The 13750-nt window shown below is 38.4% G+C and carries 14 protein-coding genes; 9 read left to right on the top strand and 5 right to left on the bottom strand.

Annotation, left to right across the window (positions count from 1 at the left end):
- On the top strand, positions 1-262 hold a 262-nt coding region (locus SGI74_01085; GenBank protein ID MDZ4676075.1), incomplete at its 5' end, for a hypothetical protein.
- Between the two features lie 363 nt (positions 263-625).
- Here SGI74_01085 and SGI74_01090 read toward each other — a convergent pair.
- Positions 626-928, bottom strand: a complete 303-nt coding sequence (locus SGI74_01090; protein ID MDZ4676076.1) for a hypothetical protein — start codon at positions 926-928, stop codon at positions 626-628.
- Between the two features lie 112 nt (positions 929-1040).
- Here SGI74_01090 and SGI74_01095 point away from each other — a divergent pair, with 112 nt between their 5' ends.
- The 7 genes from SGI74_01095 to SGI74_01125 all read left to right on the top strand — a co-directional run bounded on the left by SGI74_01095 (position 1041) and on the right by SGI74_01125 (position 8952).
- Entirely contained in the window at positions 1041-2294 is a 1254-nt protein-coding gene (locus tag SGI74_01095) for a hypothetical protein (GenBank protein MDZ4676077.1), read from the top strand.
- A gap of 78 nt (positions 2295-2372) precedes the next feature.
- Positions 2373-3320: an ATP-binding cassette domain-containing protein gene (locus SGI74_01100; protein MDZ4676078.1), complete on the top strand. Its 948-nt coding sequence runs from the start codon at positions 2373-2375 to the stop codon at positions 3318-3320.
- The gene (locus tag SGI74_01105) at positions 3317-4084 is read left to right on the top strand and encodes an ABC transporter permease (protein ID MDZ4676079.1); all 768 of its coding nucleotides are present in this window, start codon (positions 3317-3319) and stop codon (positions 4082-4084) included. The genes SGI74_01100 and SGI74_01105 overlap by 4 nt, the downstream gene beginning before the upstream one ends.
- A 2-nt stretch (positions 4085-4086) precedes the next feature.
- Entirely contained in the window at positions 4087-5640 is a 1554-nt protein-coding gene (locus SGI74_01110) for a Gldg family protein (protein ID MDZ4676080.1), read from the top strand.
- The gene (locus SGI74_01115; GenBank protein MDZ4676081.1) at positions 5637-7121 is read left to right on the top strand and encodes a DUF4340 domain-containing protein; all 1485 of its coding nucleotides are present in this window, start codon (positions 5637-5639) and stop codon (positions 7119-7121) included. The genes SGI74_01110 and SGI74_01115 overlap by 4 nt, the downstream gene beginning before the upstream one ends.
- The gene (locus tag SGI74_01120) at positions 7118-8134 is read left to right on the top strand and encodes a galactokinase (GenBank protein ID MDZ4676082.1); all 1017 of its coding nucleotides are present in this window, start codon (positions 7118-7120) and stop codon (positions 8132-8134) included. The genes SGI74_01115 and SGI74_01120 overlap by 4 nt, the downstream gene beginning before the upstream one ends.
- Positions 8062-8952: a DUF429 domain-containing protein gene (locus SGI74_01125; GenBank protein ID MDZ4676083.1), complete on the top strand. Its 891-nt coding sequence runs from the start codon at positions 8062-8064 to the stop codon at positions 8950-8952. Before SGI74_01120 ends, SGI74_01125 begins: the two co-directional genes overlap by 73 nt.
- Here SGI74_01125 and SGI74_01130 read toward each other — a convergent pair.
- From SGI74_01130 to SGI74_01140, 3 genes are all read right to left on the bottom strand, one after another.
- On the bottom strand, positions 8949-9896 hold the full coding sequence (locus SGI74_01130) for a hypothetical protein (GenBank protein MDZ4676084.1): 948 nt from the start codon (positions 9894-9896) through the stop codon (positions 8949-8951). The genes SGI74_01125 and SGI74_01130 overlap by 4 nt on opposite strands.
- A 70-nt stretch (positions 9897-9966) precedes the next feature.
- The gene (locus SGI74_01135; protein ID MDZ4676085.1) at positions 9967-11073 is read right to left on the bottom strand and encodes a radical SAM protein; all 1107 of its coding nucleotides are present in this window, start codon (positions 11071-11073) and stop codon (positions 9967-9969) included.
- The gene (locus tag SGI74_01140; GenBank protein MDZ4676086.1) at positions 11061-11819 is read right to left on the bottom strand and encodes a hypothetical protein; all 759 of its coding nucleotides are present in this window, start codon (positions 11817-11819) and stop codon (positions 11061-11063) included. The genes SGI74_01135 and SGI74_01140 overlap by 13 nt, the downstream gene beginning before the upstream one ends.
- Positions 11820-11892: 73 nt before the next feature.
- Between SGI74_01140 and SGI74_01145 the strand changes: the two genes are divergently transcribed.
- The gene (locus SGI74_01145) at positions 11893-12951 is read left to right on the top strand and encodes a phosphatase domain-containing protein (protein ID MDZ4676087.1); all 1059 of its coding nucleotides are present in this window, start codon (positions 11893-11895) and stop codon (positions 12949-12951) included.
- A gap of 19 nt (positions 12952-12970) precedes the next feature.
- Here SGI74_01145 and SGI74_01150 read toward each other — a convergent pair whose 3' ends face one another.
- A complete protein-coding gene (locus SGI74_01150; GenBank protein MDZ4676088.1) occupies positions 12971-13495 on the bottom strand; it encodes a GNAT family N-acetyltransferase in 525 nt (174 codons plus the stop codon).
- Positions 13496-13750 lie beyond the last annotated feature (255 nt).

Here is a 13750-nt window from a genome sequence, read left to right on the forward strand (position 1 = left end):
GTCTCTTGAATCACCAACAGTCACTTATGCAAACAATAACTTCACTTTGTTAGTTCAGTTGGTTGATTCAAATAAAAACAATCAAGGTCAAATCACCGTGACTGTTGAAATGCCACAACAAAAAGATGCGCCAGTGTTTCCAAGTGCTACAGCAGCTACTCCTGCGCCGGCACCAACAGCCGCGCCAGTTGTAACTACACCTGAAGTAGAGAAAAAAGAAAAAGAAGATGAATCAAAAGCAACCCAAGTTCACGGAAAATAATTAGATTAGTATTTAAAGCTTCGCCAAGGATGGCGATTTATCCCTCTCTCCTCTGACCGAGTTCCTCCCAAGGAACTCGGTTTTTTTTTACCCGCTGACCTTTTTTGTTTTGAAATTATCATTTTTATACATCAAATTTTGCGAGCTCCATTTTAACAGGCGTTCGACTGCGCACGGAAATTGTAATGATATAGAAACGAGCGTCGGCTCTAATATTCTAGGCTCCTACCTAAGCTTGTTGTGTAGAAGTTACTGTAGGACGTATGCTGTTGTTGAAGTAGTAAGATTCCGATCAAGTAACGCATGGAATGCGATTACAATTTTGACTCGGAACTTATGTAGGTGCCTAGAATTAATTTTTTCTTAAGCGACTTTGCGACCTGATTTAAGCGATGGTTTCTGAAAAGTATTCGCTGTTTCTTTTTCTGGTAATACAGCGCCAAAGGTTTTTTTAATTGTCATTTCTCTGATTTCTTCTTTTAAATCTTGCATGAAAATTTCTTTAACGGGGCCAGGTATATGTACACCTTGATCCTTGAGATGCTGGATATAATCATCAACCACAGCTTGAATCATCTGTGATGAGCGTGTTTCATCTGTGCCACAGCGAAAAAGATGACGTTCTAATATTTGTACGAGGGGATCCTTAAAGTGTGCATTGTTCATTGATGTAATCTCCTTAACATATTTTTCGGATGCCCCCGAAGTTCACTTAACGAGTTTAAGGTCTGAGAAGTGTAGATGACCAAAGCATCTAGACCATGATAAGGTAGGTTGTATGTCAGCCCTGAATTATGATGAAATTTATAAAATCTGTGAAGAGCTTCAGCAGTTACAAGGAGCTCAGCTTCAAGGTGTTTTGTTTAAACCCCCAACGAGGTACTACCTAGATTTTCGTCTTCCGGGCTTTAATCGATGGCTCTTGATTGATCTTGCTCCCGCAGATCCACTATTTTTGACATTAAGTGAAGAGCAGGGGCTAGAAAAAATCAAAAAAGGAGCAAAGCAAACTCCTGTGTCTAATTTCTTACGGGCCCATTTTTTAAATCACAGGATTCATTCATTAGAAGTAGCGCAAAAACCAAATCGAACGGTGCGTGTGAGTTTTGACATTGAAAATACAATTCTATTAACCTTTAAATGCTTTCCCCATGGTTATGAAATAAAGCTTCAGGCTAATGATAAAAGAGTGGTGGTGCCTAGGCGAACTACTCAATTAGAAGATGAAGTTACCTTCATAGAGCCACAGAGAATTAATTCTTGGCAGTTTAATGATCAGTGTGCCCAAGATCATTTAAAAGTTATTACATCAAAGCCTCTAGAGTCTTATCATCTCAAACTAATCAAGAAGTTAGAGCGCGCCCTTCAAGCAATTGATGAAGGTGAAATCAAGGGGCGTGAGAAAGACCTTCAAAAGATAAATGAGTTAGAGGTGGAAGCTCAGGCTCTGAAAGCTGAGATGGGTGATGCTATAGGTCAAAGGCTCGATGAGATTTATGCAGAGCTTAAGCGAGTGAAGCGTAAGGGTGAGCAGACTTTAGTTCGAAAAAATGACTTAGCAGGACAACTTGAAAAACTAAGATCTCAAAGTGGAGGTGATGGTGTTTTAGATCAAGTGCAAACTCCCCAAAAGCAACGCACTAAAATATTCTCAGGTACTCGCATACGCCTAGATCCTCAGTGGGAATTATGGGTGGGGAGAAATGCTTGGCAAAACGAAGATCTGCTCAAAATTTCAAGCCCCCATGACTTATGGATTCACCTGCGTGATTATCCAGGAGCTCACGGCACACTTCGGGGGCCTAAAAAAACAGAGCCTCCTGTAAAACATATTGAATACGCTTGTCGGGTAGTAGCGCTTTTAAGTCAGTCAAAGAAAAAACCATTTTCAGAAGGTGAGCCCCTTGACTTTATTGTGACTCCACGCAAATTCGTAAAAAAGCCCAAGGGAGCGGCTCCAGGTTTAGTAATTGTTGAGCGAGAAAATGTTAGACGCATTGCATTTAAAAATTTTAAATTTGAAGTGATTTAATTGACACTGAGAAGCCCCTTGCTAATCTAAGTGCTTGAAATTTAAAGCACTCATTCTATTTTTTAAAAAGAGGAACCTATGATTGAGATATCTCAACTCACAAAGCGATATGGTGCGATTACGGCAATTAACAATCTCAATTTTTCCGTTAAAAAAGGCGAAATTGTTGGATTCTTAGGCCCAAACGGCGCAGGCAAAACGACAACCATGAAAATCATTACAGGTTTCATGGCTCCCACATCGGGCTACGTAAAAGTAGCTGGGTTTGATGTTTTTGAAGATCCCATTGAAGTGAAAAAACGAATCGGATATTTACCCGAAACGCCTCCACTTTATACAGACATGCTGGTCGCCGATTATTTAGCATTTGTAGCAAAACTTAAAGGTGTCTCAGGCCCAGCTGTAAACAAGGGTGTTCAATATGCCATTGAGAAAACAAATCTTGGGCAGGTTCAAAAAAGATTAATCGGAAATCTCTCAAAAGGATTTCGTCAAAGAGTTGGAATCGCTCAGGCATTAGTTCATAACCCAGAGGTTTTAATATTAGATGAACCAACAGTAGGGTTAGACCCAAAACAAGTTATTGAAATTAGAAATCTTATCAAAGAACTCGCCGGCCAACATACGGTCATTTTATCCACCCACGTTTTGCCTGAGGTTACTGCAACTTGCCAAAGAATTATTATTATTAATCGAGGTGAAATTGCTGCGGAAGATACCTTTGAAGGTTTGAGTAAACGCATGAGTGATACCCGTAGATTTTTTGTTCGGGTAAGAAGATCAACTGAATTTGAAAGTCATGTGCGAAATCTCAAAGGAGTAAAAAGCTTTCGAAAAGCAACTGATAGTAACACCTACGAAGTTGAGCTTGATAAAAACGATGAATCCAATGAGCTCTTAGCTGAGACAGTTGTTAAGTCGGGAGCAGGGCTTATGGAGTTTAGAGTAATTGATGTGAGTCTAGAAGATATTTTTCTTAAGCTTACTACTACTGACCCAGCTCAAGTTGCCGGAGGAAAATCATGAAGAAATCATTTATTTTAGCTGCCAAAGAATACAAAAGTTATTTTACTGGCCCCGTTGCCTATGTTGTCACCGGGCTTTTTGTATTTTTAATGAGCTGGATGTTTTTCCAAATTCTCTCAGCATTTGCTCAGCGATCACTCATGTCAATGATGCAAGGGGGCCGCGGAGGTTTAAGTCTTAATGACTATGTTTTTGCGCCGCACTTTAGCAATGTAAACGTTGTGCTCTTGATTATGATTCCAGCTTTGACAATGCGACTCTTTGCAGAAGAAAGAAAAAACCGAACTCTTGATTTATTAATGACATCCCCTTTAACGGCTACTCATATAGTTCTTGGAAAATTTTTAGCCGGCCTTCTTGTAGTTTGGACAGTACTTGCAACCCTTGCTGTGTATCCACTTGCTACATCAATGTTTGGTCAATTTGATAAAGGTCCGATCCTTACAAGTTTTTTAGGCTTAGGGTTATTGAGTGGTGTTTATGTGGCCATTGGAGTTTTTGCATCAAGTCTGACTGAAAACGTTATCATCGCCTATTTTGTAGCGTTTGTTATTGAGCTATTCTTTTGGGTAATAGGTTGGGCTTCAGCAAGTATGGAGGGTGCGGCATCACAAGCTGTATTTAATTATCTCTCTATAGTCACTCACTTTAGCGATTTTGCAAAAGGCATGATCGATACAAGTTCTGTTATTTATTATTTATCATTGATGTTCTTCTTTTGTTTTCTAACTCATCGTGTAGTCGAAAGTGCTAGGTGGAGGTGATTATGAGTAAACTTGGGCAAATTCTTTTATTTCTAGGTCTGGTATTTCTAGTACTTTGGTTTATTTCATTTAGAGCATTAGCTGGAGGCCAGATGCCCTTTGTTTGGGTACTCTTGGGGCTTGCCGTTGCTTGCATCATGGGAGCTGTATTTAAAGATATCCGATTTTTTATTGAGCTCTCTGGTCAACGAACTACAAAGCATGGTCTTAATCTTGGTGTGTTAGTTATAATCGTAGCAGCTTTGGTAGTGGGTGTGAATTTTGTCGGTTACAGGCATGTGAAAAAATTTGACTATACCAAAGAAAAACTCAATTCACTTTCTGATCAAACTAAAAATATTCTTAAAACATTAGATAGTGATTTAGTAGTGCGAGGTTTCTTTGCTGAAAACCAACAACAAGGGATGGCAGACGCTGCAAAATTTAAAGAACTCACAGAACTTTATTCTTCAAATTCATCAAAAATTAAAGTAACAAAAGTTGATCTCATTAAGCGCCCTGATCAAGCAAAAACTCATGAAGTGAATGCCTCAGGTACGATAATTATTGAGTACAAAGGTAAGAAAAATAAATTTGAAGATTTTTCTGAGCAAGGTTTCACTAACGCCATTATTAAAATCACCCGAGACAAAAACAAGGTGATTTATTTTATTACAGGTCACGGTGAAAGAGATTTTGAGAGCGGTGATGTTGCGGGTGCTCAAAATTTTAAAAAGTATCTTACCGATTCAAGCTATGAGGTAAAACCACTTTCATTTTTAGAGAAGTCTCAAATTCCTGACGATGCAGCACTTGTAATTATCGCGGGCCCCAAGCAGGCATACTTTGACAATGAAATTAAAGCGCTCAACGATTACCTCTATAAAGGGGGAAAGCTTCTCTTAGCCCTTGATCCTGGTACAAAAACAAATTTAGGTACTCTTGTAAGGTCATGGGGACTTGAGTTTAAAAACAATTATATCCTTGATCAATTGGGCCAACTTGTCGGTGCCGGCGGTGCTACAGCTGTTGGTATTAACTATTCGCCATCAAATGAAATTACTAAAAACTTCAAACAAGACATGACCGTGTTTCATCTAGCTAGCCAGCTTAAAGTCACACAGACAAAGCCTGTGGGTATTACGATTGAAGAAATTGTTAAATCATCGCCTGCAAGTTTTAGTAAAGCTGAAATCAGAGAAGGTGCTGTGAAGTTTGAAGAGGGTAAAGACGAAAAAGGCCCATTAACCATTGTGGCTGCAGTTACTGGTAAGCTTAATGAAGATGCAGGTAAAGGTGCTCCACAAGAATTTCAAGCTCTAGTTGTTGGCGATAGTGATTTTTTGTCAAATCAACTCGTCGACGCTCAACTTAATCATGATTTAGCACTTAACAGCATCGCCTATCTTGCAAAAGATAAAGAGCTTTTAAGTATAAGGCCTAAAGAATCTCAAGGCACAATGATCACAATCTCTCAAACTCAATCAACTCTACTTTATTATGGTTTAGTATTTGTGTTTCCAATTCTCATCTTTGTTACTGGCGGTAGCTTTTGGTACAGGAGACGAACTGCATGACGGAACGTAAGAAAAAGGGTTTTCATGGTACAGTTTGGCTTTTGGTACTCACATTAGCTTTTGGTGCTTACATCTTTTTTATAGAAATTAAAAAATCTGAGAAAGATGCAAAGGTCAAAGAAGAACAAGAAAAACTTTTTTCACACACTGCTGACACAACTACTACTATTGAAATTAAAAATAAATTAGGTAGCTTGAAGCTTGAAAAAGATGCCAAAGGAATTTGGCAGCTAACTTTGCCCGTTAAAGATCTAGCTGACGAGCAAGTTATTACAACCTTTTTAAGCTCTGTGAGCCCTGAAAAATTTGAAACAGTAGTTTCAGAAAACCAAGCAGAGTTTAATACATTTGGTATTACCCCAGATTCAAACTTTATTGCCTTAACTGATAAAACGGGTAAGCGCAGACAAATTAACGTGGGTACTGAGGCCCCTATTTCAGGTAAGCAATATGTGAAACCTGAAGATGAAAATAAAGTTCTACTTAGTAATGCCAATTTAAAGTTTCAATCTGAAAAGACGGTTAAAGAAGTTCGAGATAAAAAAATCTTTCGCGGCAATCGAAGTGATGTAGCTCAAATCGTTCTTACATTTAGTGGTAAAGAAAAGTATGAATTCATCAAAGATAAAGATCTTTGGGCCGTTAATATTACAGGCAAAAATGAAAAAGCTGATCAAGATATGGTTTTAAAACTTCTTGATAGTATTGAGGGTTTAAAAGCACAAGAAATTATAGCCGATAGCTCAGATCAAAATGAATACACAAAGTATAATCTCAAGAGTGGTGCCTTTATCGAATTTTTATTTAACGATAAAGAGGGAAAGCTTATTGAGCATATTTACATTGGCAAAAAAGACAATATGTACGCTCGTAGTGATTCAAGACCTGTTATTTATTCTGTAATACCAGCATCTGTTGACCCGCTGCTGTTTAAAGATCCTTTGCTTATGCGATCTCTTGTATTTAAAGATAAAATTGCTCCTTTTGAATTTAAAAAAGAAGATGTGGCAGAGATTGTTCTTAAAACAAGTTTAGCTGTCATCCATTTACTGAAAAAAGGAAGTAACTGGGAACAAGCTAAGCCTGATGACAAATTTGTGGTTAATCAAACTCAAGTGACAAATTTTATAGATAAAGTTTCACAATTTAAAATCGGTGAATTTTTAAATAAAGAAAAACCTAAAGGTCTAACTCCGCCTAAGGGAACAATTACATTTAAAGATTCTAAAGGCCAAATCGTGTTGAATGTAAATTGGGGTGAACTCGCTAAATCACAAAAAACCTATTTTACAAAAACAAGTAAGAGTGAAGAACTTTTTGGTATCGATAATAGCGTTATTGATACTCTTCCTGCTCAAACCTTAGTAGAATCAAAAGAAGCAGCTAAAAAAGCCACAACGCCAGAGAAAGCTGTGCCGGAACTTCCAGCTGGTATGCCCATTGAAGGTATTGGTGGTGATCACGATGGACACTCACATTGACAAAATACAAACGTATTGAAGCTAAAAGCCCTACACGAGTTGATCTTGCCGGCGGAACACTTGATCTGTGGCCGCTTTATCTTTTTCATAAAGATTGCGTAACGGTGAATTTGGCAATTGATATCATGACCCGTGTGACGTTGATCCCGCGTAAAGATGATAAGATTATTCTTTCAAGTGCAGATACAAAAACTGAACATGTTTATAAAAATATCAAAGCAGTTCCCGAAGGCAAAGGCCATGATCTTCATTTATTAAGAGTGCATGTGGAGTTTTGGAAACCCCATACGGGCTTTGAACTCCATACCCAGAGCGAATCTCCAATCGGTGCTGGAATCGCGGCAAGTTCAAGTCTTAATATAAGTCTTTGCGGAGCTTTTTCTAAACTTACTGAACGAAAACTTACAGTTGAAGAAACGGTAACTTTGGCAGGAAACCTTGAGGCACGCGTAATTCATACCCCTACGGGCTGTCAGGATTACTTTCCAGCATTGTTTGGTGGGCTTAATCTGATCGAATTAACACCTCTTGGCCCTCGAAGGCAAGGGCTTGAAATGGATTTTAATGAGTTTCAAATGCATTTTGTGCTGGTTTATACCGGCCGACCCCATCATTCAGGACTTAACAACTGGGAGATTTTTAAGGATCATATAGATGGGAGCAAGCAAACCTATAAGAGTTTTGATGCTCTCAGGCAGGTGTCTAATAAGATGTGGGATGCTTGCCAGAATAAAAAATGGAAACGCTTAGGTTCACTTTTTGACGATGAATTTAAAGCGCGAGTAGGGCTTTCAAAAGTATTTACGAGCCCAGAGATTGAACGATTGCGTAAGGTGGCATTGAAAGCAGGTGCTGAGGCTTTAAAAATTTGTGGAGCTGGTGGTGGGGGATGCGTATTTTTATGGTGCCCAACCAGTAAACGAGATCATGTGGAGAAAGCATGTCAACAATCAGGGTTTCAGGTCTTAGCAGCCAAACCCACTCGAGCCGGTCTCGAGATAAAAACAAGTTAAAGGTCCATCGCTTCATCGGACTTGCCCTCGGTGGGGGAAAGAACGATCGCACAGCACTTTCTGTTCTTGATTATTATCCCTCGCAAAATAAACTCTTTTTAACTCATACCTACGAACACATTCAGCAAGAAGAAAATGTTTCAGCTGATCAAATCCTTTTAGATATTATTGCCGAGCATAAAGAAAACCTAGAATTCATAAGTATCAACGCACCTCTCACAATGCCTAAATGTGTGACGTGTCGTCTAACATGCCCTGGTTATGAAAATTGCAAAGAAAAAGAAATTGTTTGGATGTGGAAGCAACATGCAAAGTATAAGAAAAAGAAAAAGCGTGTAAAACTATTCACTCCTTACACGCAACGTGCTGCTGAAATGTATATTGCCTCAGAGTTAGAGGCTGAGTTTCACCCGCAAGAGGCTTTGGGCTCTAATATGGCCCCACTTACAGCGCGTGCTCAGTATTTGCTCAAACGACTCCCTAAGGGGAAGCTTATGGAAATATTCCCTAAACTTTCTGTCTCGAGAATTGGCCAGTCTTTAAAGTTGAATAGAAGTCATTTAGATCATTACAAACATCAGGTGGGTGGTGTTGAAAGTCGTCAAATATTTTTACAAGCACTTTTGAAACGAGATATCGTTTTTATTTATCAACAAGATTTTCAAAAACTCATTGATAATATTAATAGTTTTGATTCTTTTATTGCCGCATTTACTGGTTTTTTGAAATTCAAAGATCAGTGTGAAGAAATTCCAAAAGATTTTCCTAAAGGTGAGGGTTGGATTGATTTTCCAGTAAGAAATCCGGAATTGTTTTAAAAAGCTAGAGCTAAAATTCCTAAAATACTAAGTATGGTACCAAAAATAAGTGAATTCTTCTTTGCATTATTTGACTCAGGTGAAACGGGGTTAATGAGTGTGGGAAGTATTTCTGGGGCAATTCTTTCTTTACTGGCTTCAATGGAGAGATAGGATTGAATTTTTTCAATTTCTTGAGGAAATCGAACCATAGTTTTTTCTGTAATGGTGTCATTTGAAATGGCCCGTTGAAGTTCAGCGATGACGATCCCTCGTTTAATTTTTGTAATTTTACCTTCGCCTAAGAGAATCATTTTAGAGTCAGATAAAACGGGGCGACGTTTGTCAAAATCTTCAGGCATGTTTACAGCAGTCCATTGAACGTCCATACCAACGGTGAGTCCATCAGTCACGCCCACATCTATGACGGCGTACTTTTTTCCTACTTCTTCATAGACTGCTTTGCCGATGAGCGGATCCACGATGGTAAAAGCTTGATAGGGGATAATAGCTAATAATTCTTGGGTGAGTTTTTCAGTAATAAGTTCTAATTGGTCTGACGCTTTAAGGCTTGGGTGAAAACCCAATTGTTTTGACCAAAAAAGTGCGCCATTTTGTGCTAAATAAACATTCATTGTGAATTGCCGTTGTTCTGCGTAACCCGTCACAAGGACATTGGCATCTAACAGATTTGCTAATAATTTTACATCTTCAGGTTTTAATTCGCGACGAGGTTGGAGCACATCTTTTTGCATTAAAAACTGACGGCTCGCCACAAGATACTTTTTCTTTGCTGTGAGACGCTCTCGGCTTTTCCACCAAGCATTATCAGCTGCAACTTTAAGTGTTTCGTCTGCTTCAAATGGAAATACCACCCAGCGACGCATGAGATCTAATTTCTCAGCCTTTGCAAATGAGGGAGGGCATAAGACGACAAATAAGAAAATCCAAAGAACTTTCTTCATGCTCATATTTTTAGATTTTTTCTTCTTTAGCGCAATAGAATAAAACGAAAAAGAGGGTAAATAGAGTGATTTAGGGTGCAGCCATTGGCTGAAAAAGATCTTTGATTTGAGAAATTTGCCTAGGAGTTTGCTGAAAAGTGCCAAGCCATGATTCAGGCGCTTCCATACATAAAAAAGCGGGGTAACCTTTGTCTCTTTTTTTAAACTCACCAATTACATGGGAGAACATTTGATTTCTTAAGCCTTGATCGTAGCGAAGTTTACCATCGCCACTTAAAAAGAGTTCACCCGTAAGTGCCGCGGGTGGATTTTTAGAAAATCTTTCTCTAAGGATATGTTTCATCTCAGGTGGATATCTCAGTGCCCCAATACTTATCCAGCGAATTTCTTTAGGCGTAAACATGGTCGTGATTTGATCAACTAATTCTGAATACAAAACTTTCCAACCAGAAACATAGATCATCGGATCAACATGAAATGCGACAGGAAAACCTTGATTACTGGCAGTTCTTCCAGCGTGTAGTCTTTGCCTAAGTGATGCTGTACCATGTTCTTCACTTGCAATAATAGATTGTGGATTAACTGAAAAACTAACAACCACATTGCCTGCATGTTGAACATCAATAAAATTTTTAATATTATCTGATTTAGTTTTAAATTCGCATGTAAGTTTTGGATGTCTTGAAAACCACTGTACTAATATTTTTGAATAATGGGTGATATCATCTAAGCTTAATGAATCAATTGTTTCGCCAGTGCCTACGCGAAATGGAGAATTAGGAAATTTAAGTGCAGTTTCATCAAGTTCAATTAAAGCATCTTCGATATTTGTATAAATCTGACTAACGGGTGAGTTAATATAAGATTGTAAATAACAATAACTACAATTCATATTGCATTGAACACCTAGGTTTAAAACAAAGTAGTTACAACATGCCGCTCCTTGGGTGCCTGGGCATTTTCTAAAAAAATGTCCTTCATGAGGTGCAAGATAGAGTCGTTTTTTTGAAAGGCTAAATTCTTTTCCTGTTAAATTTCCTTCACGATTACCGTAAGGTCTCTCACTTACTTTAATGGGTGTTACATTTAAAATTTCTCGTGCGCGTTTTGCGACAAGTGAGTTCCATGACTTTTCATGAATATAAAGTTCTGAAAACTGATCGCTTATGAGTTCCAAATTTGATCACCTAATTCAGTTTTTTGAAGATTTTCAGTCAACCTTTTCCACTCAAGCTTGTTATTGACTTTAGCTTGAATCACAATGCTCGCTTGATCGCCTTGTCTTTCCCATTTTGCTGACACGCCACGTGGCCACGGCACATGCATTACTGATTTATTAACTAACGAATCATTTTGTAAAGTATTTGGATTTCTCAATGTTTTAAGTTGAGTCATCCAGTGTGAGGCTTCAAACACTGTTTTTATTTCAGGTTGGCAATCACCCCATTGAAGGCCTGACATTTTTAAATCGCATAAAAGATCTAAAACTTCTCTGCACTGAGAACTTGAAGGGCGTAAAGCAATAAGTGCTGAGCTTAATTGGTCTTTCCAGGTAGTTAAATATTCTAAGGGTTTTAAGCTCTTAAGGGCTACTTGCTTTTGATCAAGAAGGTATTGAAGCTCCACAGGCCACTCAAGTAAGAAGTCTTGTTCAGTTGATTGGCCTAAAACTTTAAGAAGTCTAAGGCGTTCTAATCCTCCAAGTTGGGCATTTGGCCAAACTTGTTCGAAGGCCACATTTAAGGGGCTATCGATGATTAAGACGTCTACCTGGTCTTGAATTTGTCTTTCAAAGCCTGAGATGACTTTTATGGAGCCATTGTCTATGAGGGCAATGACAGGTAAGATTTCTGGCCATTTTTTTAGAGGCTTAAAATCGAGGCTCCAAGTGAGTTCTGAGGATTTATAAGTCTTAAATTTCATAAAAATTTGGTAGCACGCAACGTAACTCTTGGCAACGAGAGATCCTATTACTAAGATAATAGAAGGGAGTGTCATGGCGGATCCTAAAACTGAGTTTATTCGAAATGGCGACGTATTTTTTTACAAATACGTGAAAGATCAAGAAATTGGAGACGTTGTCTATGTCTGGGATATCGACAAGACGTATCTTGATACGAACTTTGACAGTTTAAGAGGGCTACTTAAGACGGCATTTGAGAAAGCATTTCAAAAAACCAACGTGCCTGGTACAGCGACTCTAATTAGGGCAATGACAAAGTCGTTAGATTCTTCACATCCACCTGCTGTTTTTTTTCTTTCGGCGTCACCTCCTCAAATGGAAACTAAAATTTATCAAAAGATGAAAATTGACGGCTTAAATCCGTTTGGGATGCTTTTAAAAGATAATTTAAAAAATTTTAGACCACGAAAATTTAAACGTTTAAAACATCAAGTGGGTTACAAAGTTCAAGCTCTTTTAGAGCTTCGCGTGTATCTCAAAAAATCTGTAAAAATGGTTTTATTTGGTGATGACAGTGAAAGTGACGCGGTTGTTTATAGCCTCTTTAGTGATATTTGTAAGCGTCGTCTTAAGCATGTTGAGATTCTCTCAATTTTAGAAGCGCTCTATGTTTTACCACAGCAGCGTCAACGCATCATGGAGCTTCAAGCCCTTGTTCCTGAAGAGGATCCAGTTGAAAAAATTTACATTAATCTGGTTGCTGATACTGACCCAGACTATTATTCAAAATTCGGAAGACGTGTTCTTGCCACATTTACTACTTTTCAAGCAGCACTTGATTTATGCCAAGATGGCCGCATTGATGATGAATCATTGCTCATGGTAGCTCGTGATATGATAAATAATTACAGTTTCACTCCTGAAGAATTAGCCAAAAGTTTTGAAGATTTACACAAAAGAGATTTTTTAAGAAACGAAACTCAAAATCGCTTAATTCCCCATCTCAAAGAAAACGGATTTTTGCCATCCAATTTTGCATCTAGTATTCACCCTGTAAAAACACTTCAAAAAATCGGTGAAAAAATATTAGGGCTAAATATTGAAGACCCATGGGTTCCTGATCATATCGATTATCTAAATGACTTTAGGTGATGCAAATACTTCGCTACTGTTAAATTTTCTTTTTTAAAACACTAAACTCAATATTTAAAACCAGCGGTATTCCAAATTTGGGATCATCCATAGGGAAAGGTCTTGTTTCCCCCGTAAGCTCGTAGTTTCGTCGTTTATACCAATTGATGAGCTCATCTCTTGATGTGATGACGGTCATTTCCATTTCGCTACAGTGCCATTGAGTGGAACAGAATTTTTCAGTGGCCTGAAGTAAAAGTTTTCCCAGGCCTTTTGATTGTTGATCAGGGGCAACAGTGAGCATTCCAAGATAAGCTGTGTGTGATGAAATTTTACGCACATGAACGCAGCCCATGATTTTTTCTGATTCAATAGCTAAAAGTAAAGCGCCATTTTCTTGCTTAATTATTTCGCAAATTCCAGATGCATCGATTCTTTGACCGCCCAAAAGATCTGCTTCAGTTGTCCAACCTTTGCGGCTGCTCTCACCTCTGTAGGCTGAGTTTACTAAGTCGGCGATTGCTTGGGCTTCGGTACTTTGAGCAACTCGGAATTCATATGACATCTTGGTACTTCCTTGGGTTTTATATAAGTTTGTATGTAAGATCTGTGGCTGTCAAATTGAAAACCACACTTGAATTCTGACGCCGAACTACCAGGTAACTTCAAAGGTTCCCCGGTTATTAACGGGGTTTTATCAGAAATAATGACAAAAACCGTATATCTAAAGACTTCCAGGACGGAAAACTTTCCAAGGAAGGAGAAGCTTTCAAGAAGAATGCTTCAAAATTAGATTCCCAAAAGTGACGTCGAGAAAGAA

This window comes from Oligoflexia bacterium (assembly GCA_034439615.1).
In the GTDB taxonomy this organism is placed as follows: Bacteria; Bdellovibrionota; Bdellovibrionia; order JABDDW01; family JABDDW01; genus JAWXAT01.

Bases quoted from the DNA above. Each gene is read 5' to 3' on its own strand.
- SGI74_01095 (MDZ4676077.1), top strand. From the start codon at position 1,041: ATGTCAGCCCTGAATTATGATGAAATTTATAAAATCTGTGAAGAGCTT.
- SGI74_01145 (MDZ4676087.1), top strand. From the start codon at position 11,893: ATGGCGGATCCTAAAACTGAGTTTATTCGAAATGGCGACGTATTTTTT.
- SGI74_01150 (MDZ4676088.1), bottom strand. From the start codon at position 13,495: ATGTCATATGAATTCCGAGTTGCTCAAAGTACCGAAGCCCAAGCAATC.
- SGI74_01110 (MDZ4676080.1), top strand. From the start codon at position 4,087: ATGAGTAAACTTGGGCAAATTCTTTTATTTCTAGGTCTGGTATTTCTA.
- SGI74_01100 (MDZ4676078.1), top strand. From the start codon at position 2,373: ATGATTGAGATATCTCAACTCACAAAGCGATATGGTGCGATTACGGCA.
- SGI74_01125 (MDZ4676083.1), top strand. From the start codon at position 8,062: ATGTCAACAATCAGGGTTTCAGGTCTTAGCAGCCAAACCCACTCGAGC.
- SGI74_01130 (MDZ4676084.1), bottom strand. From the start codon at position 9,896: ATGAAGAAAGTTCTTTGGATTTTCTTATTTGTCGTCTTATGCCCTCCC.
- SGI74_01115 (MDZ4676081.1), top strand. From the start codon at position 5,637: ATGACGGAACGTAAGAAAAAGGGTTTTCATGGTACAGTTTGGCTTTTG.
- SGI74_01105 (MDZ4676079.1), top strand. From the start codon at position 3,317: ATGAAGAAATCATTTATTTTAGCTGCCAAAGAATACAAAAGTTATTTT.
- SGI74_01140 (MDZ4676086.1), bottom strand. From the start codon at position 11,819: ATGAAATTTAAGACTTATAAATCCTCAGAACTCACTTGGAGCCTCGAT.
- SGI74_01090 (MDZ4676076.1), bottom strand. From the start codon at position 928: ATGAACAATGCACACTTTAAGGATCCCCTCGTACAAATATTAGAACGT.